This window comes from Mediterraneibacter sp. HA8405 (genome assembly GCF_056148955.1).
Map to the genome: position 1 here is coordinate 2,517,619 of NZ_CM148758.1, position 21,854 is coordinate 2,539,472.

28 protein-coding genes and 2 tRNA genes are annotated in these 21,854 nt (G+C 43.0%); all 30 read right to left on the reverse strand.

What is annotated here, in order from left to right; translation table 11 throughout:
- Positions 1 to 38 precede the first annotated feature (38 nt).
- Positions 39 to 917: a hypothetical protein gene (locus tag AC0QUU_RS11775; protein WP_474543001.1), complete on the reverse strand. Its 879-nt coding sequence runs from the start codon at positions 915 to 917 to the stop codon at positions 39 to 41.
- Positions 917 to 1,924, reverse strand: a complete 1,008-nt coding sequence (locus AC0QUU_RS11780) for a hypothetical protein (RefSeq protein WP_474543002.1) — start codon at positions 1,922 to 1,924, stop codon at positions 917 to 919. The genes AC0QUU_RS11775 and AC0QUU_RS11780 overlap by 1 nt, the downstream gene beginning before the upstream one ends.
- Positions 1,903 to 2,757, reverse strand: a complete 855-nt coding sequence (locus tag AC0QUU_RS11785; protein ID WP_474543004.1) for a hypothetical protein — start codon at positions 2,755 to 2,757, stop codon at positions 1,903 to 1,905. The genes AC0QUU_RS11780 and AC0QUU_RS11785 overlap by 22 nt, the downstream gene beginning before the upstream one ends.
- Positions 2,744 to 6,838, reverse strand: coding sequence for a phage tail tape measure protein (locus tag AC0QUU_RS11790; RefSeq protein WP_474543005.1), 4,095 nt, complete (start codon positions 6,836 to 6,838; stop codon positions 2,744 to 2,746). The genes AC0QUU_RS11785 and AC0QUU_RS11790 overlap by 14 nt, the downstream gene beginning before the upstream one ends.
- Before the next feature lie 116 nt (positions 6,839 to 6,954).
- Positions 6,955 to 7,269 (reverse strand): hypothetical protein, encoded by a 315-nt coding sequence (locus AC0QUU_RS11795; RefSeq protein WP_474543006.1) that lies wholly within the window; start codon positions 7,267 to 7,269, stop codon positions 6,955 to 6,957.
- 216 nt (positions 7,270 to 7,485) lie between these two features.
- Entirely contained in the window at positions 7,486 to 7,926 is a 441-nt protein-coding gene (locus AC0QUU_RS11800; protein ID WP_474543008.1) for a hypothetical protein, read from the reverse strand.
- Positions 7,927 to 7,938: 12 nt separating this feature from the next.
- The gene (locus tag AC0QUU_RS11805; RefSeq protein WP_474543009.1) at positions 7,939 to 8,769 is read right to left on the reverse strand and encodes a major tail protein; all 831 of its coding nucleotides are present in this window, start codon (positions 8,767 to 8,769) and stop codon (positions 7,939 to 7,941) included.
- Between the two features lies 1 nt (position 8,770).
- A complete protein-coding gene (locus tag AC0QUU_RS11810) occupies positions 8,771 to 9,328 on the reverse strand; it encodes a major tail protein (RefSeq protein WP_474543011.1) in 558 nt (185 codons plus the stop codon).
- A 3-nt stretch (positions 9,329 to 9,331) separates the two neighbouring features.
- Positions 9,332 to 9,673, reverse strand: a complete 342-nt coding sequence (locus AC0QUU_RS11815) for a phage tail protein (RefSeq protein ID WP_474543013.1) — start codon at positions 9,671 to 9,673, stop codon at positions 9,332 to 9,334.
- On the reverse strand, positions 9,670 to 10,065 hold the full coding sequence (locus AC0QUU_RS11820; RefSeq protein ID WP_474543015.1) for an HK97-gp10 family putative phage morphogenesis protein: 396 nt from the start codon (positions 10,063 to 10,065) through the stop codon (positions 9,670 to 9,672). The genes AC0QUU_RS11815 and AC0QUU_RS11820 overlap by 4 nt, the downstream gene beginning before the upstream one ends.
- The gene (locus AC0QUU_RS11825) at positions 10,052 to 10,372 is read right to left on the reverse strand and encodes a hypothetical protein (protein ID WP_474543016.1); all 321 of its coding nucleotides are present in this window, start codon (positions 10,370 to 10,372) and stop codon (positions 10,052 to 10,054) included. The genes AC0QUU_RS11820 and AC0QUU_RS11825 overlap by 14 nt, the downstream gene beginning before the upstream one ends.
- Positions 10,348 to 10,647 carry a phage head-tail connector protein gene (locus tag AC0QUU_RS11830; protein WP_474543017.1) on the reverse strand — a complete coding sequence of 100 codons (300 nt, stop codon included), beginning with the start codon at positions 10,645 to 10,647 and terminating at the stop codon, positions 10,348 to 10,350. Before AC0QUU_RS11830 ends, AC0QUU_RS11825 begins: the two co-directional genes overlap by 25 nt.
- A gap of 14 nt (positions 10,648 to 10,661) precedes the next feature.
- On the reverse strand, positions 10,662 to 11,021 hold the full coding sequence (locus tag AC0QUU_RS11835) for a hypothetical protein (RefSeq protein ID WP_474543019.1): 360 nt from the start codon (positions 11,019 to 11,021) through the stop codon (positions 10,662 to 10,664).
- A 62-nt stretch (positions 11,022 to 11,083) separates the two neighbouring features.
- The gene (locus AC0QUU_RS11840; RefSeq protein WP_474543021.1) at positions 11,084 to 12,265 is read right to left on the reverse strand and encodes a phage major capsid protein; all 1,182 of its coding nucleotides are present in this window, start codon (positions 12,263 to 12,265) and stop codon (positions 11,084 to 11,086) included.
- A 28-nt stretch (positions 12,266 to 12,293) separates the two neighbouring features.
- Positions 12,294 to 13,058: a head maturation protease, ClpP-related gene (locus AC0QUU_RS11845; RefSeq protein WP_474543022.1), complete on the reverse strand. Its 765-nt coding sequence runs from the start codon at positions 13,056 to 13,058 to the stop codon at positions 12,294 to 12,296.
- Positions 13,018 to 14,370 (reverse strand): phage portal protein, encoded by a 1,353-nt coding sequence (locus AC0QUU_RS11850; RefSeq protein WP_474543024.1) that lies wholly within the window; start codon positions 14,368 to 14,370, stop codon positions 13,018 to 13,020. Before AC0QUU_RS11850 ends, AC0QUU_RS11845 begins: the two co-directional genes overlap by 41 nt.
- Entirely contained in the window at positions 14,371 to 16,122 is a 1,752-nt protein-coding gene (locus AC0QUU_RS11855) for a terminase large subunit (RefSeq protein ID WP_474545576.1), read from the reverse strand.
- Positions 16,122 to 16,604, reverse strand: coding sequence for a phage terminase small subunit P27 family (locus AC0QUU_RS11860; RefSeq protein ID WP_474543026.1), 483 nt, complete (start codon positions 16,602 to 16,604; stop codon positions 16,122 to 16,124). The genes AC0QUU_RS11855 and AC0QUU_RS11860 overlap by 1 nt, the downstream gene beginning before the upstream one ends.
- A 99-nt stretch (positions 16,605 to 16,703) precedes the next feature.
- Positions 16,704 to 17,126, reverse strand: a complete 423-nt coding sequence (locus AC0QUU_RS11865) for an HNH endonuclease family protein (protein ID WP_474543028.1) — start codon at positions 17,124 to 17,126, stop codon at positions 16,704 to 16,706.
- 23 nt (positions 17,127 to 17,149) lie between these two features.
- Positions 17,150 to 17,222, reverse strand: a tRNA-Ser gene (locus AC0QUU_RS11870).
- A gap of 33 nt (positions 17,223 to 17,255) precedes the next feature.
- Positions 17,256 to 17,328: transfer RNA gene (locus AC0QUU_RS11875), tRNA-Ile, on the reverse strand.
- A gap of 71 nt (positions 17,329 to 17,399) precedes the next feature.
- Entirely contained in the window at positions 17,400 to 17,906 is a 507-nt protein-coding gene (locus AC0QUU_RS11880) for a DNA adenine methylase (protein ID WP_474543029.1), read from the reverse strand.
- A gap of 114 nt (positions 17,907 to 18,020) precedes the next feature.
- Positions 18,021 to 18,203 carry a hypothetical protein gene (locus AC0QUU_RS11885; protein ID WP_474543031.1) on the reverse strand — a complete coding sequence of 61 codons (183 nt, stop codon included), beginning with the start codon at positions 18,201 to 18,203 and terminating at the stop codon, positions 18,021 to 18,023.
- A 16-nt stretch (positions 18,204 to 18,219) separates the two neighbouring features.
- Positions 18,220 to 18,366: a hypothetical protein gene (locus AC0QUU_RS11890; RefSeq protein ID WP_474543033.1), complete on the reverse strand. Its 147-nt coding sequence runs from the start codon at positions 18,364 to 18,366 to the stop codon at positions 18,220 to 18,222.
- Between the two features lie 59 nt (positions 18,367 to 18,425).
- The gene (locus tag AC0QUU_RS11895; RefSeq protein WP_474543035.1) at positions 18,426 to 18,974 is read right to left on the reverse strand and encodes a hypothetical protein; all 549 of its coding nucleotides are present in this window, start codon (positions 18,972 to 18,974) and stop codon (positions 18,426 to 18,428) included.
- Positions 18,975 to 19,012: 38 nt separating this feature from the next.
- Positions 19,013 to 19,945, reverse strand: a complete 933-nt coding sequence (locus AC0QUU_RS11900; protein WP_474543037.1) for a Kiwa anti-phage protein KwaB-like domain-containing protein — start codon at positions 19,943 to 19,945, stop codon at positions 19,013 to 19,015.
- A gap of 271 nt (positions 19,946 to 20,216) precedes the next feature.
- Positions 20,217 to 20,702 (reverse strand): hypothetical protein, encoded by a 486-nt coding sequence (locus AC0QUU_RS11905; protein ID WP_474543039.1) that lies wholly within the window; start codon positions 20,700 to 20,702, stop codon positions 20,217 to 20,219.
- The gene (locus AC0QUU_RS11910) at positions 20,680 to 20,895 is read right to left on the reverse strand and encodes a hypothetical protein (RefSeq protein WP_474543041.1); all 216 of its coding nucleotides are present in this window, start codon (positions 20,893 to 20,895) and stop codon (positions 20,680 to 20,682) included. The genes AC0QUU_RS11905 and AC0QUU_RS11910 overlap by 23 nt, the downstream gene beginning before the upstream one ends.
- On the reverse strand, positions 20,892 to 21,071 hold the full coding sequence (locus AC0QUU_RS11915; RefSeq protein ID WP_474543042.1) for a hypothetical protein: 180 nt from the start codon (positions 21,069 to 21,071) through the stop codon (positions 20,892 to 20,894). The genes AC0QUU_RS11910 and AC0QUU_RS11915 overlap by 4 nt, the downstream gene beginning before the upstream one ends.
- A gap of 86 nt (positions 21,072 to 21,157) precedes the next feature.
- On the reverse strand, positions 21,158 to 21,730 hold the full coding sequence (locus tag AC0QUU_RS11920) for a hypothetical protein (protein WP_474543044.1): 573 nt from the start codon (positions 21,728 to 21,730) through the stop codon (positions 21,158 to 21,160).
- Positions 21,731 to 21,854: the final 124 nt, after the last annotated feature.

Genomic DNA, 21,854 nt, shown 5'->3' on the forward strand with positions numbered 1-21,854 from the left:
CAATTCAGCTTCTATGATTGCTGCTGAAAACAATTGTTTTATGCGCCATTTACGTTTGTCGCCCATGCGCCCGTCAGCCATAGCCGAAAATATGCTCGTCTATCGACGCCTTGGTCAGTATTGTAGATATAATACGGTACAGCCGCTCCGAGTTCATTAATAGCGGATACATATGCCCACGTTCCGTCTGCACGTAGTCCCGCAATGCACGGATACCACCCAGTTGAATTTTCGTTGTAGCACCACCCTGACAGTGTTACTGCTTTTTTCGGGCGATATGCAGCAGGCAGATTTTTTATAATATCTTCCGCATTTTCATCGGCTGCATGCAAAAAGCAATCATACCCGTCTTTGTAATAACATCCAGAATAGGCCCGTTTTTGTAATGGCTCTTTTTCTTCTGATAGCTCGGATAAAGACGCATTTAGCGTAGGGATATCTGGCGCTACTTCAGGCAAAACATCCACCGAAACTATATTGATTCCATTCAAAGTTACCGCAAGATATGGCACGTCAACGACATTGTCTCCCGCCTGTATATCTCCACTTATTCCTGAGGGCAAGACCGGATTACTTCCTACGGCTGTCCCTTTGTATACCAGCCAGGATGCCGATTCAATATTCTGTGCAGAATCATATGTATACCGGGCAACCACCAGATCTTTTCTCTGCATTCCCTGGTTTCCATTGTCTATTGTGATCTCATCTGTAGTCCCGACTTTAACCGTAAATAATGCGCCCTGATACATCAGCGCGCCGTCTTTGATCAATATTTTGTTTGAGCTCTGAACTACCGGTTCGAGCATATTTCCCGTATTCAGAATATATGCTCCATCACCCCAGATTCCCTGATGCTTCTGCCGATCCTGCTGTGATGTGATATGCGGTTTTCCCGCCCGTCCTGTTGCAAGTTCCATTAACTTTCATCTCCTTCTATTTCATATTCAAGTGAAGCTGTCCCGCCTGACATCTTGTATATCTTCTTTGCGATCGGCTTTGCCGCATACATACCCGTCACATAATCTCTTCCACCGATAATGTCACCGATCTCAATCTCCAGTTTCAACGCCTCGACATCCATCGAGAAAGAGGTAAAGTTCATCAGTTCCTGCAGCTTCTCCCGGCCTTTTTCTTCCAGTTCGTCACTTTCCGAGGAAGTGTTCTCGTATATCTCTGTAACTTCCTGTATCCCGGTATAATACTGCGTTTTCCCAATATTGCCATTTTGGTCAACGTACAGGTCAACGACCTGCCGATCCTGAAGCTCTCCTTTCCCGAGGCAGATCAGATGATTCACACCGTTTTTTGTCTCATCAAACGTAAAATTCAGCCGGCTGTCCTGAGACAGCTCAATCTGTTCGGAATAGTCCATGATCGGAACGGCAGACAGTTCCACGTATCCGGGCTGCCCGCGCTCCTGTTGAATGTATTCGATGTGTAGCTTATAGCCGACACTTTTCAGCATCTTAACGATTCCGGTCAGCAGGGTGCAGTACCTGTCAAACTGATAGTTGGTAACGCTCACTCCGGTATCATTCTGAGAAACAACAAAATAATCATTAAATTGCTCAGTGATAAGCGTATTCAATACTGTATTCAATTCCCCGGATACCTTCCGATAATCCTGTCCATCCGGCGGGCGGATAATTTTCTTATCCATCTTCCCGCGCCATGTCCGGCCGTACAGGGATATTGTGTCTTCCGCGGTATTGATTTTCTTCCTGCCTATAATTCCACCAAACTCTGTATTCTTAATGTAGAAGATGTTCCCGTAAGCATAGCGTTCGTCCCACTGATCCCGCCGAATCATAATCTCATAATCATTTTCGTCTGATCCGATTGCAATGTCGATATCCGCATCTATTACTGGTCTGATATCGCGCAGATTCTGATCGGCAAGAATCAGCTGTCTTGTGTTTTCCATCTCGGTTCACTCCTCTCACAAAATAATGTCAGATCAAATCCGAAATTTCCTGGCCACACCACCCGAATATTTCCCGGTACAATCGGTTCAAATACACTTTCCTCTTTCGCGCGCATGTCGTACATGTCCTGCTGAATTCCATTTGCAGCATATTTCACAACTGTGTTTGCATTCGGCCGGCTGTCGATCTGTAGATATTCGTTTTCATCTAACGTCACATATACCTGATAGGGATGCCCGTTAATTACAACTCTCGGATCCACGCATGGGCCGAATATCGTCATTAGAAATTCACAGGGCGCATAATGATCTACGGACCAAATCGCATCACCGCCATAGGGCATTGTATAATCGTAATTGTAGTCATAGTCGTAATCGAGGTGCTCTGAGCTCTCCTCTGATCCAGAAATCTTCTGAAACGATCTATGCATCTCCGTGATCCATACAGGCCGCGGCGCATATATGCTGGCTGTTTTTCTGACAAGTCTCGCACGTCCGGCGTTCTCATATTTCGATCCAATAACATAACACTTAAGATAATGATTTTTGAAATACAGTTGCCCACTGATTCTTTCTAATACATCCCGTTCCGTAATTCTGAAAAATTTTTCTGCGGCTTCCGCTCGCTCCTCTTTGGATCCTCTGAAGTCCAGAGTCAGCTCATACTGTTTTGAATTTCGCTGAAATCCATCTACTTCAATTCCGGTTTTGAGCTCGATCTCGTTTACATTCCAGTCATAATCATATAATCCCGCTGTTTTAATATGGGCTTTTATATGCTCTTCTGAAAGATTGATTTCCTCTCCGGTACTTCCGCTCTTATATACCAGCACTGAACTGCACCCCCAGACCTGCCAGCGCTCTTGTAACCTCCCGGTCTCCCAGATACGCTTTTATTGTTACATTTTTTAATGCTTCCCTGATAACAGACGCCAGCTGATAGTTCTCGGCCGCTCCAGCGCTTGTACTTCCTTTGATCTGACCATTAACATCCCGGAAATTAACCGCAGATGCTACAGTATCTTTCACAGCAGTTTTTCGTTCTCTTACGCCCAGTGCATAAGAATCCATAGAGTTGTTTCCCATTCCCCGGAATACATGTGAAGGAGAGTGAATTTCGAGTTCATCATTTGCCGCCTTAACCGCTGCGGATGCTACTTCTTTGATTGCCGATACCACACTGGCCTTACCATCTCTGATTCCCGCCGCAAGTCCATATGATGTATTTAAACCGGTTGAAACCAGTGTGTTTTTATTCAGCAGACTGTTCATCTGCGTTATTACAGACGTGGCTACTCCCATTACTGCAATCACCAGCGTAACCTTTCCAAGCGCAAGGCCATTAGCCAGGCCCTGTGTTGTGTTCAATCCAGACTGCAGGGTTTTTGTTGAAGGAGAGTGAACCCCGAGGCCATCGTTAACGCTCTCAATTGTTTTAACACCCAGATCATTACCAGCCGCTTCTGCGGTTTTCTGAGCCTGTTGCATTCCGGTAACAAGCCCCATCACCGTATTTGCTCCACTCTGCTTTATAAGAGGAGTTAATTTATCCATTCCTCCCGCTACATTTGCCGCGCCAGATTCCAGGAGCTGCTGCCCCCAGTCATTTGTCATACCTTTAATATCAACGCTCTGATCCCACAATTCATTTGCTTTTTTCAGCTCTTCATCCGTCATATTCGCAAATGTTTGTACATAACCGGCCCCCTGCGGCCCCATTTCGGCCAGTTTCTGAAGCAATCCATCTCTAATTCCCCGATCGGCCAATGTAGACAGATTCTGTTCCCAGGTCGTTACGCCATCGATTTGGCTCTGCATATTTGACAGCATCTTTTCTGTTGACAGCTGCACACCTCCATCGAATTCTTCAAACATATTCATCTGAGATTCGAGAGCACTCTGTACGTTTTCCTGCATAGTCAGCACTGCATTTGTTACATTAACAGCCAGATCCTGCTGCCCCTGTGAGAGATTATTGTAAGCCTGCAGCTCCTGTCCGGCTGTTTCAATACTTATCTGCGACTGTCCGGCTGCAGTCTGTTTTGCCTCCGTATTCGCATTCGTTGCATCCGTATTGTTTTTTGTCGCATCCGTCATCCCGTTTAAGTAATCCGTATACGGCGCCATGCTTTCATTAGCAGCATCAATCGAATCATTGGCTGCATCAAGGCTTTCTTTATATTCGCCTTGAGCCGCTGTGAGGTTCTTTTCGTCTTCTTCCATCTGCCGAAGAGCTTCCGAGACCGTCATCATTTCACCATTGTACTCAATCATCGCCTCCGACTGATTCAGGGTTTCCGCATAAAGTTCGTTGGCATTTTCCGATCCCGTCCGCATGGCTTCATTGTAAGCTTCCTGAGCTTTCTGAGCATCTTCCATTTGTCTCTCAGCCGCTTCATTTGCTTCTAGTCTCTTCTGTTCAATGTTTGCCAGCTCTTCTCCAACCTCTTCGTATTTGCGACTTGCTTCTTCTCTCGCAATTTCCGCATCTACAAGCTTTTCAACACTTTCGCCGAGTTTATCCTGGACAACTTTCACTTTCTGCATCTCAATTGCAGTATTGATATAGTTCTCCATCTCCGCAGCACTCATGTTCAGTTTTCCGGTCGTGTCGTCAATTGCCAGCCCCATTTCCGGAAACATCGTATTTAATTCCTGAACAATGATCTTCATCCGACTCTGCTCATCTGCTGTCAGTCTGGACTGGCTGGCCAGACTCTGCAGTTCTTCCACAAGCCCATTGGCCACATCGCCACTGGCCATAACCTCAGAAAGAGAGGATTCTGTTTCGGCGATGGATTCTGAAAGCCCACTGGTAGCCTCTACCACTTTATTTTTCAGGTCTTCCGCTTCTTCTTTCAGTTCCTCTGATTTACTCTTTGTGTTATCTACTTCTCCTCCGAATGCAACGACAGCAGCTGTAAGGGCTACGATTCCTGCTGCCGCCAGCACCATCGGATTTGCCATCAGCACCGTGGTAAATGCCGACTGTGCAGCGGTGGCGGCCGTCGTAGCTGCCGCCTGAGCCGTTGTAGCCGTAGTCTGTGCTACCGTAGCGGCAGTATTTGCTCCTTTCGCTGCGGTAGACGCAGTATCCGCTACCGTCTCTGTTGTACGTACTCCAACAAACTTCAAAACACTATCTTTTGCTTTTCCAATTATGCTGATTGCTGATTTTGTATCTTCAATGAACTTTTTACTCTTATTAACTGCCCATATCGTCCCTACAGCTGCTCCTGCTGCTGTCGCAGCCGGTACAATTGTGTCAATATTGTCAGCCAGGACTTCCATGCCTTTCTGAGCGACCGGAAGAAATTTTACAAGAATCGGCTGCATGATATCCGTCTGAAAAGTTCTTCCAAGAACCTTCCATTGATTCGATACACTGTCATACTTGATATTTTTTATCTCTTCCATTGTTCCCTGAACGTTTTTATAAGTGTTATTTACGTTGTTCAAGGACGTAATCACTTTCATGGCGTTGTCTTCGCCCAGGGAACTCCAGGTATTACTTGCGATTGTAAGCGCCTGTTGCTGATTTTCCATACTGGCCAGATCAGATATTACAGACTGGAAAACCTGTTTCGTCGTAGCCTCTCCGGCTTTCCACTGATAAAAGAGATTCTGCGTATTATCTGAAAAGCTGGACAGATTCTGTTCAATACGGCCGTCTGCCAGACTGTTTCCAAACTCTTTTACATAATCATTGACTTTGTCCAAGTTGTAAGCTCCGGAGTCCAATCCGTTTTCCAGGATCGTGAACATTTCTCCTGCCGAAAATCCCGCCTGCGCCCAGATCTGGCTGTACTCAGCAAGATTATCCGCCAGCTCCCCAGATTTATCTAATCCGTTCTGGGCTCCCCTGGCCATATAATCGAATGCTTCCTCTGAAGTCAGTCCCATGTTTTCCATGAGCGCATCCACTCCGCGAATGGATTCGCTCAGATCCATCCCGAACGTATCCTCCAGCGCCATTCCACTCTCAGCCATCTCCCGGATTTTTGACGGATCCGTCTCATCCGTATACTGTTTTACCAATGCCATTGCCTGAGCTACATCATTTACAGAATCTGCATAGCCGCTTTTGTACGCGGCCTGCATTTCTGTGCTGTACTCTTTTGTCGCTTCCGCAGTTGCCCCGGTACTTGCCCGGAGCTGATTCTGTGCGTCCTGAAGCTCAAGAGTTCCTTGCACTGCGTTTTGGAACAGATCTTTCCCCAGTTCCTTCCCGGTCTCTATGAGTGTGTTCTGCACGTTCATTTTAAGGGTAGTCCCAAAACCGGTCAGCTTTTTAACCGTGTCATCAACCTTATTTCCGAAACCATCAATACTTTTTGCGCAATTATCCGTTGCATCTTCAGCTTCCCGCATATAGGCAGCATTTTCATTCAAAGCTTTTGTCGCTTTGATTGTCTGCGCTTCCGCATTGTTCAGCTGCTTCTTCCAGTCATTTACACGGTTTCCGGCCCGCTGATAGGTTTCCTCGCCTTTGCTTACAATCTTTTCCAGCTGCTCGACCTGTTCGCTCTGCTTGTTCAACGCCTCTTCTGTCGTTTCCGAGGACTGTTTCATCTCTTCCAGATTGCTTCGGGCCTGTTCCAGTTTACTTTTATATGCATCCAGCTCACTTCCGACTTTCGCATACTGTTCTTCCGCATGTTTTAATCCGGTACGGACAGCTTCCTCTTTCTTCACCTGTTCGTCCAGAGTCCGGGACAGTACATCATGCTTCTTCTGCAATGTCTCAAGCGTGTTTGCAGTTCCGGTAGTCTGAGCCTCTACCAGTTTCATTTCCGACTTCATTGTGGACAGGCTTTTGTTGCAGGCGGAAGTAGCTGCTCGGAATTCTTTTTCGCCGTCAAGGGTAATATATGCCCCTATCTTTTTTGTCGCCATGTTCGCTCGCCTTTCCATTTACATAAAAAGAGAGCCTGCTGCCAGACTCTCCTTTTCGCATCGCATTCTTTCCTGCGCCGCTTCATTGCACCGACGCAAAATACGCATAGAAAAACCGCCCTTCCGGGCGGCTCTTATTCTTTATAGTTATTCAGATATTCGTCGAGGAAATCTGTAAATCTCCCACGCGGAGCTCTTCCAAAAGCTTTCGCATCACGGGAATTCCATGGAGTCAATGCATGGTTCAGCAACCATAACCCCTTTTTTAAAGCGATCGGAATCGCAATACAGATCAAGGCGATTACTATTCCAGCTATGGATTGTTTGCTGATACTGGTCCATATTCCCGCAAACAGCCATACAATTGTCCATGCCGTCATATATGGGCGATATTTCATGCAATATGAAAAAATTGCTTTTAATACAATCCAAGCTCTGGCCGCTTTCATCCGTGTTCCCTCCTTTGGCTATATCTTACCACAGAGGCTGCTACAAATCCATAAGAGACTGTGTTTTTTTCTCTTCGAATACCATTCTTTTCATGCGGATATTGTGCATTTTTCGCCATTCTTCAAAAAGATCGCACCATTTTCCAAAATACATATGTGCAATCTCCTTTTCCCGATATCCGATTTCCATTCCTACAAATACGATCCACGCAAAGTTTATTCGCTCGGATTCTCCGTCGTCGGACTCTGCGTGGTCTCTCCGTTTTTTCTTGCAAAGCAGCAGTTAAATTCATCATGCAGAATTTTTCCAAGTCTTTTAGGAGGAATGTCCACTTTTCTCATAATCTGTTCGTCTGTCAGTTCAGGCCGTTTCTCTTTTCCTTCCTCTTTTTCAATGTCCATTCCCTCCCGGATCATCCAGATCAGTCCGTCCTTTAACATCTTTATATTCGGCACACCCGACATTCCAATAATAAGCCCTTCTTCAGTCCTTTCGGGAAGTCCGTCTTCCCCGATTTTCGGCTGAAATCCGGTAATACCGTTTTCAAATTCTGAGATATCCTTGTACTTGTCCTGGATCCGTTCCAGGACAAGCATATCGCACTTGATCGGATATAATTCGCCGGAAAGTTCTATGTAATTCAGTTTGTCAAACATGATTCATCCTCCTTACTCTGCTTCGTTTGCTGCTACTGTAGCTTCTCCTGCCTTTATTGCTGTGCTGTCTTCCGTCAGGATTTCAACCACTACGATTTTGTCTCCGGTCTTTGCCGCGATTTCCGCTGTTCCATCCCACGGGGTCCAGCCTGAATTTACATTGCATACGTCGTTATATCCCGGGAGCGATACATTCACCCCTGTTTTGTACATATAAGATGAGCTTTCTCCTTTATTCGGTGTTACGGTAAGTTTTGTCTTTCCCGTTTCAGTACCGGCGGCGCTCTGTACACTTAACGTTCCCATTGTTTTGCCAAACTTTTCATATACCCAGTTCTTTGCTTCCGCTTCTGTAGCAAAAGTTTCGGTCTCTTTCCAGTCTCCGCCGTCTACCGTGCTGGCGCGTCCTGTGATCGACGGTGTTTTGTATTCAATGGATTCTCCCCTTGTTGCATAGTCTTCGGACGGCTCAGAGAATTTTACTTTATTCAGGAAGTTTCCGATAAAGGACCTTATTCCGTTTACCTTTTCCACCGAAATCCAGCCGACGCCTACATCGTTGTTCTGGTCGTCTCCATTAAACTTGACATTCTTCTCGGTTACTTTGTGACCGAACATCTTTTCATGTGCGGTGATCGGAATGGTGCTTGTATTCAATGTGACTTCTGCATATGAAAATTCCTTATCATATTCCGCCTGTCCATCATCCGCATACAATGATCCTTCCGCATAGTTTGGTGTCACCTGCAGCCCGATCGCTTTTCCGAATGCGAAGGGATCGTCATAACTTCCATCATTTTTCAGTTGTGCAATAATCGGTTTTCTTAATCCTACATATGCCATGTTATTCCTCACTTTCTATTCCTGCGATCTCATTAATCCAGGAATCTGCTTCCTTTGCTGTATCAAATGTTTTCTTTGTTCTCCAGTTTCCTACAATATCAGGTATTGCTTTCCCTGTTACAGTAGGGGTCTGATAAGAAATTGACTCTCCTTTTGTTTCGTGCGCCTGACTCCCATCCGTAAACTTCGCTTTATGTATCCATATTGCCACATATTTTCTATGTCCTCCTTTTACACCGCGAATCCTGGCACCTACTCCAACATATCCCGATCTGTCTTTCTCGCCGGATATTACCTCTCCGGACGTTGTCTCATGCCCGAACATCATATATTCAGCTTCTTCCGGTATTTCATCCGTATTCAGCGATACATCTGCATAGGATATTTCCTGCGCTTCGTCTGTTTCATTGATGTCTTCATAGTCGCTCATATCCTCATACTGCGGATCAATCTCCAGCTTAATTGCCTTCCCGAATCGAATTCCGCCAGAATATGATGCTTTTCCATCGGCTTCGCGATATGCCGCTATCACAATATGCGCAAGTCCCATATACGCCATGTCTTACCCCTCCGTTTCTTCCTCAATCTCGCATTCAAACACAATATGCCTCAAAGCGGGATCCGGATCATCTAAAAGAGTAATTTCCGGGAATGTGAACCCCTGACGGAACAATGCATACCGAATCCGGTTCTTTATTTCCGTATAATCTTCGTCCGCCGGCAGAAAAAAATTAACTCGTACCTGGTTAATTATACTTTGCGGCTCATCATCAGCGTAATTATCACCATAATCATCCGCATAACTGTATGTAAACCAGTGTTTTTCCTTCCCTTTGTACACTCCAGGAGTATATGGATACCCGAACGATTTTATCGCGCATATAATTCTTTCAAAAGTTGTCATAAATGTTCAGCCTCTCTATTGAATACCTCCTGCATTTTGTCAAGAACCGGCCCCTCTGCTTTTCTCACAGCCGGAGATAATACCGGTGTTTCCTTCTGTTTTGAGGTTCCGTATTCCATATAAATCATCTTTTCCATGTTTCGGACGCCTTTTTCATCTCTCCCGGTGGGGCGCACGCAGATATAGTGCCCTTTAGCATTTATATCCGCACCCGTAGCCTTAATGGATTCTTCCATAGCACCGGTATCTTTGTGTTTCGCCGCTTCCGCCTTTACCGCTTTTTCAAGAATCGGAACAGATTCTTCCAGCATTTTCGGTGCGATCCGGTCAACATCAATCTGACTGAGACCTTTCATAAGATCGTCAATGCCGTAAATATCAAACTTTGCCATGCTCTCTCGCCTCTCCGGTCAGAATAATATTCATGGATTTCGGCGGTTTATATGTCCGTTTCACATCATACACGATTCCGGTACCCACATCTTTGAACGTTGATTCGCCTGCATAATTGCATGCAGCAATCTCCGCTGTAATATCCGCGCTGTACCCGAGTTGTTCTCCAACAACCTCCTCCGTTCGTGTAGTATCGGATATATCTGCCGGTATTTCTTCTGAACACTCATATTTGCTCTGCGGGAATCCATTCGTATTCTGCCCTGTCTGTATTGTCTTCATCAGGACAATGCTTCCGTTCCACATGTCTCATCCTCCTCCGGATCTAATGTAAGCCTGAACACTTTCTGTCTGTATAGATTCATATATTTCTCTGTGTCCGACCGGTCATTTCCCAGATTAGCTTTTACATACAGGGTGGCTGCTGTCACCACCCTGTCATTCTCCGATTCAATTGTCCTTTTCGGCACTCCGGAGTCGAGCATATCCTGTTCGCAGTCTGCCAGATAACTTTTAATGTCGTCATCATATACGGTAACATTTTCCGCGATTCCAAGTCTTTTCTTAATCAAACGTAACATTTGCTCACCTCCGGTTATGATGCCGTTGCGCTACTTTTTGCCCGCTGTTTTGTGGCGGATTTTACTGTAGTATTCGGTTCAAATACAGCTCCAGAGAAGTTAAATGTCACAATGTGATTCCCATCGACCAGCACTTCGAATGTATCGCCCTGGGTCACCCGGAACACATTATTTGCTTCCCACGGAATTGAATCTTTTGATATCTCTCCATTTTTCTTAAATGTCATGGTCGTGCCGGACTTTGCAAGAGTGAACGGGAAGTAATATCCCTCCTGCTCTGCCGGCACTGCTTCGTTGAATCCTGTATACCCGGTTATGTAATGAAATGTACCTGTTACATAGCCGTTTTCTCCAACCCAGACATTTGTCACCATTTCTCCTGCCGTTTTCCCGTAAAAGTCCTGACTTCCGGCTGGTATCGTAATAATGTCAGGACTTATGATTCCCCCGTTACGGAAGCATCATCTATTACCATCTTCAAATTTGTATACGCATCTTTATCAAGAACCTTAAAATCATTTCTTTCGATTGCGCGAATCAGTGTCAGATTCTGTGTAAATGCATTCAAGCTTCCTGCCACAGCAATATTCGAAGCTAAAAGGCTGACTTTCTGACGATCATATTTTTTAAATGCCTCTTTAAAATCTGCCGGAATAATCGGTATTTTTCTTTTTCCTTTTGTAGCCACATCCGAAGGAATAACCTTATTCGGCACCCATACAAGCGGTACTTTAATCGGACCAACAGACAGATACATTTTCATCGGCTCCAACGGATTCGGCTGCAGAAGTTCCCGCCCATTATTGTCTTTCAATGTAGACAGGAAAAGCAGGCCATCGTCGTTCGTCAAAATCTGCGCAGCATTCATATACGCCGATCCCAGTGTGACAATAAGCGCTTTCTTTACATCGTCCAGCATTTCAATCTCTGTTGCTGCTTTCTGATTGATTAATGTGATAACCTTAGCGTTCGATGTAGCATTACTTTTTCTTGCGATCCATTTCGTAATTCTGTTTGTGATATTCTGATCTGTATCGTTTAAAAGATCATTCGTAAGTGGCAGCCACCCTCCCCGGTCTCCGATTGTATACGATACGCGTTCAAACTCCGGAGTATCCATTTCTTCCAGGGCTTCTCCTTCATCTATATCCTGAAACGGCTGGGAATCTGATTTCTTTTCATATGTTCTTCCCCCTTTGTTTGTTGTTACCGGTTCTACAGAAATTAAAGATTCCAGGGAAAATTCACTCTGTTTCCAATCATTGATTTTTGTCTGGATATCTTCGGGCACAATGTATCCTCCATCCGGATCTGATCCTTCCCTTATACCACTTGACAACGCATTTTCTACGTGAAATCCACGGCGTGCCGCATCCGCAAACTCTTTCGTAGCCACATCTCCGCCCACTTTTTTCACTGTTCCCGCTGACGCTTTGCCTTTCATATCAACCACTTTCTCATCATCCAGGTCTTTAAGCAGATCGAATTTGTCCTGCATTTCTTTCAGCTCATCCTTGGCTTTCTTTGCTTCATCCAGCTTATTCTCTGCTACCAGCTTTTTGACCTCTGCTTTTTTATCGTTAATCGAATCAAGCAGTTCTAACAGTTCTTTATTCATCCTTGTTCTCCTTTCAAAATAAAAAGACCTAGATACCATACATATCCAGATCTTCCAGAATCTCTTTTTTCATGTCTTCCATTCTCTTCTGTTCTTCGGCCCGTTTTTTACTATCGAGTCTCTCCACGACCATATCCGCGATCTTATCCACAGATATAACCGAATCTTCCTGATTTTTTATATTCTCCGGGGTATTTTTGTAAGAGCAGAAGAAATCGCTTGTGCAAGCAGCGGCGGTTACTTCCTCTTCTACTTCAAAATCAAAGTATTCTGCCGCCTCAGAGCCATTCATCCATGTCTCCGCATTTACAAGATCGTTAATCTCTTCTTCTGTTACACCGTCTTTCACCCGCTCCATATATGTCTGGACAATAGATTTCTGGCAATGATCAAGCGTTTCAGCATCTTTTCTCAGATCATCCGCATTAAGTGACTCCAGAAAATAACCGGTTGTCGGCTTATGAATCATAAACGTCCCGTTTTTCGGAATGATGATCCGGTCTCCCGCACAGGCAATCACAGATGCGATACTCGCTGCAATCCCATCGATATATGTTGTAACGGTTGCTTTTGACCGCTTCAGCATATTGTAGATCGCAATCCCGGCGAATACAGATCCTCCGCCGCTGTTAATATGCATTTCAATCTCCGATACCCCGTCCAGATCCTTGAGAAAGTTTGAAATATCCGTCGGGCAAGTATCATCATCACTCCACTTTCCCCATTCATCGGATACAATATCTCCGTAGATATTAAGCTGAGCTTTCGTCTCCGTCTGGTTTCGGATCTCCATCTTCCCCCGCTGTCGGTTCTGTGCTTTGAACTGTAGTTCCGGCATTATTCTCACCTCCCTCTACTTTTTTGTACTGTTGTCCCACCATCGTAAGCGGTATAAAAGTTCCATTTACCATAGGAACATCTCCACCTTCTACCGCAGGTTTATCGAGATATTCTCTTGCTTCATTTATCATATAGAGGCCATTGCCCACCGCATCCTTTAAAACCTGCATCTGAGTCTTACTGTCCGTTCTCAGAATAGCTTTTTCATTGAACTTGTAAAAATATCCTTTTCTCTGTTTCTTCGGAGTCAGCACTTTCGCATTGATCTCTTCTTCATACATTTTCAGGCGATACGCCATTGTATCAACTAAAAAAGCCAGCTGCTGCGTTTCACTGTTTGCATAGCTGGACTTTTCATAATTGTTAATCTGATTCGGTTTGATTCCGAATGCGCCGGCAATCTGAAGAGCAGAATATTTCTTCAGTTCAAAGAACTGAGCATCCGCCATGGACATATTCAACGGAGTAAGCTGCAAGCCAATCGGAACCGGAATTACCTTTCCGGCATTCTCCGGACCACTAAGAGCATTCGCAAATTTTTTCTCCAACAGCTTTCGTCTCTTTTCATCCAGATCTCCGATATACTGCATAGCCATGCTCGCACTTAGTCCGTTCTCATAGAGATTATTCATGTAATGCTGGCTTTCAAGGGCTCCTCCCACCGTATCCTGAAGTATTTTCCTAACAGGCTGACCCATAATCCCGTCCAGACTGTACCACGTCTTAAAATGCATAACTTCATCACTCTTAAAAAGGTACTGCTGCCCGGTCATTGGATCTGAATACTGGTAATAAATCTCACCTTTTCCGCCAAACACTCCCACATCATCTATCAAAACTGTCACATAGCAGCTCTGCATCAACCATATATCGTAGATCTTATATGAGCCGCCATAGGTACCGTCCCGTGCGAACTCCCCGCGCATCCAGATATACCCATTTCCATAGTGCTGACAATTCATCTCAACCGCCGTCCACAACGTGGTAGGAGTCATGATCTTATTTGGACGAATCGTAAGCAGCTGGGTAATGTCGTCTGGGTCAGCTCTGATTCTTCCTTTCTCTGTCTGCTGAAAATATTTGAGCGGCATCTTCCCGATTGTTTCACTCAGCATCTTCAAGCACGTATAATATGTCACTTCTCCTGTCAGCTTTTTATCCCTTGTGGTTATTCCCAGCCAGTCCAGGAGTTTTTCATCATTCAGATCTGCTGCAGGCCGTACAAGCTCACTTACTGCGTTTCTGATCCTTTTTCCAATTCCCATTTACCAATCACTCTCCAGATATTTATCAATTGCATCAAGAAAACTTGGTGTGAATTCGTGATACATTGCAAGTTTAAATGCACACAGCACAGCATCTACCGGGTCGATGCGCTTTGTCGTAGCATCTTTATCAATCTTTATCAGTCCCTGGTTCGTCCGGATCACTGCGTTACTCATTGCGAAATTCAGAAGCGGATTGTATGTATATACTATATTCCCGCTATATACCTGCTCCCGAAACCCCTGTGTGGATTCATTCAGAGATTTGTGGCTTTGGAATACCTCTTCTACGATATACCCTTCCTCTGCCAGATCCATCATCAGCTTTGCGGCATTTGCCGGATCAAAACAGAGGCATTCGATCTTCCAGTTATTTTTGTCACATGTATTTTTTACATATTCCATCACAGCATTCTGATCCACAATCGGTGTGTCAGTTACAGTAAGGCATCCCATTCTCTCCCATGCGTCATAATCCACTTTGTCTTTTCTTTTTCTCTCGATCAGTTTCTCCCGATTCGGGATGAAAGAATGCGAAAACACAATATATTTCACAATTTCTTTCCCTGTTGAATCATATTCCCCAGATAAAAATGGAATAATGAACGCAACCGAAGTCAGATCGATTTTAGCAGACATATCAAATCCAACATATACACTCATTCCCTTTGTGTTGATCGGAAGCTTGTCTACCTGGCAGGCTTTCCATTTGGCCATATTCATGTATCCGTTTTCCCGAGCCTGTACCCAGATATCCAGGCATTTTGTAAGGAAAGAGTTCATATGCTCCGGCTGTTCACGGGCAATTTTATAATCTCCCCGTATTTTCTCTCGTCCTTCCTCATATGTCATTCGAATCGGATTTGCTTTATACCATAGGTTCTCATCATCCAGCCTCTCAAGATCGGCGTAATCCTCTTCATCCAGTTCGCAGATATCAACGAGGTATTCCTCATCTTCCACATCTACATCAGGGTCTAATATCTTTGAGCAATACGCATATTCAATGGTATAGCACGGACTGGTAAGATCCACTCCTGCCGTTGTAATGATCATCAGTAGAGGCTCTTTCGTGTTTGATCCAAGGCCCAGATCATAAAACTCTGTTGTCGGATGCTGGTGGTACTCATCTATAATCAGATTTGCCGGATTCGTTCCATCTCCAGATTTTCCATCTTCTTTGCTCAATGCCTTTATGAAGCTTCCGCTCTTCCGGTGTGTAATTGCATCCCGTCTTACGTCAAACTTCTCTCTGAGCGGCGACCCCCTCAACATTAGACCGGCCTCATTAAATACAATCTTGGACTGATCCCTTTTTACCCCAGCGGTATAAATTTCACATACTTCATTATTTTTTACCGCTGTTACGGATGCTTCGTATAGCGCAATTCCCGCCTCTTCCTGCGACTTCGCATTCTTTCTTGCTACTTCCGTAAAGCTCTTCTTGAATCGTCTCCGGCCATCCTTCTTTCTGCGCCACCCATAAATCTGACATATTCTGAACCGCTGCCACTCTGTCAATATGATTGGTTCTCCGGCCAAAGTTCCTTTCGAATGTCTGAGGAGAGAAAACCAGTCCACAATGTTCTGTGCTGATTCCTCACTCCAGTAATATGGATAATCCGGATCTGATTCTGCCTTTTCCGCATCTCTCAAGAACCGCATGCATGCCCATTTATGTTTCTTGCAGCTTATTATTTCACCTGATATGCATTTCTTCGTATATGCTTTTATGTCTTCATACTGTTTCATCATATCGCCCCGAATTTTTGCTCAAGTTTTTCTTCTTTTTCGTCCACTTTCTGAACAGCTGCCTTAAGCCTTGAATCAATTGTCATTCCACATAGTCCCGCAAACTTCCGCATCTCTGCAGCATAATTAGTTTGTATATCGATCAGAGGATTTTTCACCACAATCACTCCGGTCCTGGTCTCTCGTTCTATACAGTATGGCTCCTTTTTTAACTGACGTGTGACCTTTATGTAATTCGCATATGCATTGCAATAGCATGCCAGATTCGCATAATCCAGATTTCCTACAACTTCTATCTTTTTCAGTTCTCCGATAATTCGTTTCCATTCCTTTTTTGCATCCGCGTTCAAAAGCCAGGCCGGAGGCTTGTCCAGAGCTTCATTTCCTGTAATAATCTCGCGTTCTTCAGCTTTTTTCTTCTGTTTTTCTTTCTGTGTCAGATGTGCCGTCTGCATATCAACGACTTTTCTCTGCCTTGCCATCCGGATCCCTCCTTTCACGCTGCCAACTTTTTATTTCAATTCGGAAATTTATGTAAAGAGAGGAGGACGTGCGGTCAGGCCGGATTTTTCAAAACTTTTTCAGATACCCCATGGTTCACGCCGTCCTCGGTATTCCTTGATCATTCCCTGCAGCTTTCTTATCATTTGAGCTTTATTTTTCCTGTACATCTGCTCGATCATGCTGTGCGTATCACTACTCAGACTCATCATGTTATCTATGTCTATCCTTTTGTTCCAATCATCCTTAAGCGGTATGATATGATGCACTGTATCAGCTATTACTATGGTGCCTTCCGTCATAAACAGATACACATCAATCCCGCCATCAGCATCTAATGCAGCAGCCCTTCCCAGTTCCCACTCTTTGCTGTTGTAGAAGTTCCTGCTCTTCTGATCCCTGCTATACCTGTCGTACTCTTTATGGCGCTGCTTGACACATGGGCATATGCTTCCAGATGGTATTCTCTTTCCGCACCTGCTACATCTTTTATAGATTGGCATCTTTACTTTTCCTTTCTGTTCAGCGGGCAGGCCGGGAATCGAACCCGACAACACCAAGGCTCTCACCTCGCGCACTTCCGTTTATGCTATCTGCCCTCCTTTATGTGTACACAATGGCCCGGTGGCCAATCGGAACGGAAGGAATCGAACCTTCGACTTGCTGTGTATAAGACAGGTGCTCTGCCTACTGAGCTACGTTCCGGCATAAGAAAAGCACCTAACTCTCGCCAGATGCTTCATCTTTACTCACTCAAAATAATACCCACGATATTTCTAATAATTCTTGATAATCAGTTCCTTATAACGACGTGGGTTAGTTTTCGCTGTAAGGTTGTCCTGCCGTTCTACTTCGAGCAAATGATATCCTGCATACAGTTCCCGAATCTCCGGGCAGTCATTGTAAGATAGGATAAACTTCCCTTTAATCCAGGAAAGCGCATCCCTCAGCCTCACATGATCTTCCGGCTGAAACCTGTCGTGATAATATTTCTCTGCCTCATAGTACGGCGGATCACAATAAAATAATGCCGATTCCCGGTCATATGTTTTTATAAGACGCCCGAAATCGACATTCTCAATTACTACTTTATTCAACCGCTTTGATACTTCCTGCAGATAGGCAATTGTTTTCTGCATGTCCCGCGGCCGCACACCAAACGTCCGGAGGCCGGCCTGGTAAAGATATGACCGATGAACAGCTTGCAGAGTGCACCTTGGAATGAAAAACTCCAATCTATCAAAAATCGCATGTGAATTATAGTGAATTACTCCAACTCGCAAAGGGATGGAGTAATTTTATATTTTACCGCACTATTATTTGGCGCTTACCTTGAACCCCTGAACTATGTATCTGGGTATAAGAAAAGAGACACCGAAGTGCCTCTTATGCTCTGTCTATTTTTCTTTTGCCTTGTAATCGAAGTAAATCTTTACAATTTCAGTTCCTGATTTTCCAACTTCATTTCCTAAATGCCATACATATTCCTGAAATTTAGGAAGGCCCTCATTAAACGGAATTCCTTTTAAATTCTCTTCAACAAATGCAGATACTTTTTCATAAATCATTTCTTCTGTCATATTTCCTTGTCCCTTCTCATACTTGCCTGTTCTTCGGTTCCACCGCTTCAGATCGGACGTTGTGGCCCTGGTTCTGATTCTCCGGCTTTACCTTCTCAGTTACGCTGTTGAACTTGTTCAGGTTCTTCTGCCTGTTCTGTTGCTCCTGCTGTTTTTTGTTCATGCTATCACCTCGGAGATAGCTTATGCAAAAGAAACACATATATACATGAATCACATTTGCTATAACTTGCTTACATTATCTTTTTTACGGATAAGATAAACCCCTTTTACCAAATAACTGCTTTTTAATGAATTTCCAGTATTTTGTTTCAATATGCCATACGGAATATTGCTTATAACAAAGTCTCCACATTCCACAGTATACACAGCATATCCTAACAAAATCCATATCGGATTAAAATAAACTAAATCCATTTTGACATACACTATTCCAATTATAATAAATAATGAAATATTTACCACAAAAACTTCGTATGTTAAAATCGTACCGGATAATAATGGAACTATATAAGTCATTAAATATGAGATAACTGCATCTCCGGTCCGATTAATTGATTTATATTTATACTGTTCGTTTCCTTTCGTTCTAAATAAATCTATTGTTGTCAATATTGAGATAATCATAAATCCAACCAATACTATTGCTAATACCGTTGCTGGAACATATATTTCATCCTTATGTAAATTCACTGGGTATTTGCTAATTTGCAATAACAGCAAAATAATGTACAATGGAAAATAAGATGTAATAAACATTCTAATTTTCATAATAAGTAAATTAAACTTATTCATTACATCACCTCAAATTATATCGAATCATCTATCCCTGGTCGCTCGCCAATAATACTTCTATAATATGAATCTCTTACAAGTCTTACCATATTCATTAATTGATCTTTTCCTTCATATACAATTATCTCTTTATTTCCATGTCTCTTCACCTTAATATCTAGCTCAAAAATATTAATTGCTTTTTTAACGTTTTCAAAGTTTTCAAAACAATGTTCCAGTTTATCATCCTCATTAAGCAACTTTGTTAATATTCTTGTTATTCTTCCATCACTTTTACAATCTTCTTCAAATTGATCAAAATTTTCAATCCTTTGTGCTGCTTTTATTTTTTCAATAGCTTCCTCAGCTTTTTCGATATATTGGTCTCTCATAGAAAAAATTCGTTCTAATGCTACATGATTAAAAACAGCAACTTCTTCTCCTAAAATAATTGCATCTACATCACCGTCTATACCAAGCATATTAGTTTCTAATTTATTAAAACGATTATTTTTTATTTGTCCAAACATACCCTTGGAAGATAATTTCTTAAATTTTGTTATCCGTCTAAAAAATTTAATATTCTCTTCCTTTCCATTGAATATACAATCAACTGAAAAACAATAGAAATTTAACTTATTAATACTATTCTTATCTATTTCATCCCTCTCTACTTTATCTTCAGACAAACTCTCAATAACTTCATTGAAGTTTTGAATTTCATTTATATTACAAGATTCTATGGTTTCATCATAGCATCCAACTGGACTAAAAATAGACACAGTTAAATCTTTCCGAGTATTTAAATATTGAATGATTAGGTTCACCAATTTTTGTACCACATCTTCTTCAACGATAGGAGAGAAACTTACATAGGAATTATTGCTCTTTTTCCTTGTAAAATATAATCTACACCCTTCACTTATGTTCTCCGCTTGTAAAGCTGTAATAATTTGTTGAATATCCATCTTTTTCCTCCACACAAACCTTCCCAAACACACCGCATTTGTCTAAATAATATACCAAATTATGACAATATTCAACAAATCTCTGTTGTTTTGGCTCTGTGTGGTGGTAAAAATATAATAGAACATTTGTTCTATATTTTCAATATGGAAATTACTACAAAATCACATAGAAAAACGCCCCACACATTTGTGCAGAGCGTCTTCCATCTATGGTTTGTTACGGGGGAAAACAAAGCCGTCCAGCATTCCACCTTTCGGCTTTTATAGCATATTAACATTTTCGGTCGGGACATTGTGGGACATTTTCAAAATATCTCTGGATTCTTTTCTTCACATTCTCATCTGTGTACTTAACTTTTCTCTTCGGGTATATCTGATTCATTCTCATTGCCACTTTAGGATATGAGAGATCATCAATGAAGTACAGCCGGAACATTATCCGCAGCTCACTCTTCTGAATCGTCTGTATGTACTCTTCCACCTGCAGCTGTTTCTCGATCAGATCCGTCTCCAGCATCTGAAGCTTTGCCTGTCTTCTTTCCATCAGCGCTACCCGTCGGTTAATCTCCACCTGCGGAAATCCCTTAATCTTCACCGTGCGGATGGGCTTCTTTCCTTTCTTCCCGCAGGTCACCGAATCAGAAACTATTGTCCGCTTCAGCTGATCAATCCGCTTCTGATCTTCGGATATGCGCCGGCGCAAATCTTTGATTTCTTCTTTCATGTCAGCATATTCACTCAGTATGCTCTTGTCCATCCGCATCACCCCTTATGTTGTATTTTCTGGCCAGGTATTCCGCCGGCGTCTCATGGATCTTCTTTGCCTGGGCCTGGATCATCACCTGCACACCGGCAGGACGACGGAACCAGTCCCGGGCCTTCTGATCCGGCGTGTGCTCGGCCATCTCCCTCCGCTCACGCTTCCGGTCCGCTTTTTCTTTCTTTGTCATTGGCTGTCCTCCTCATCCTTGCGCCAGGGATATTCTCCCATGCATTCAAATCGGCTTCCTCCGTTCATGCTGCACCCTTCGCAGTCCTTTTCCTGGCCGTTGTCCATCATCTCTGCACACTCTCTATAATCATTCTCCATTACCTCAGTAAGAGGAACTCTTATATATTTTGACATCTCCGCTCTCCTTTCGTTTGTTCTGTTTTTAGGCAATAAAAAACCAACCACCGATATCGATGATTGGTAACCTCAATATTAATAATTTAAATCAAAAATCCCTTGTTCAAGTTTAATTCCCTTACAATCTTATTGTTTTCTTTTTTAATCTCTTCCTTCATTTTGAGGTAATCTGTTAGTTTCATTTCATACCACATGTCCGGGCTGTTGATTATTCCCGTTACATCGTATTTAATTTGGGTAATTAATAGCGCGTAAAAAGATAGTGCTCTATATATATTAAATTGGTCTGTATTGGCATATTGATAATTTTCACTTTGCATTGTAGATGCAATTTTGATAGCTTGGACAGAACCATATGCGCATACATTATTTAGTATGTTTTTAAAATCCTCCAATACCTCCTGATTAGAAGGTTCGTTTATCATTTTTTCCATAAGTTCCAAAATATACAATGGCATCTCAGACATTTTTTCAATATGTACTGTAGTTTTTTCTTTTAGCAATTCATTCTTAAAATTTTTCTTCATCGAATGATTAGTAATGATGAAACCAATTATTGATATGATACCCGTTACCATTGCAGTAATTATGGCACCCTTTAATTCATCTCCCATTGATCCGAAAAAACTTATCAATTTATTAATATCAATATCCATAGGACTCGTTTATCCCCCCTAATTTCATAACAACTAAAACAGGATAATTATACCATTCCAACCATCAATATTCAATTGTCAAGGTTCATCTCTTTATAGCTAATTCAGTCTATATTTTTGATTT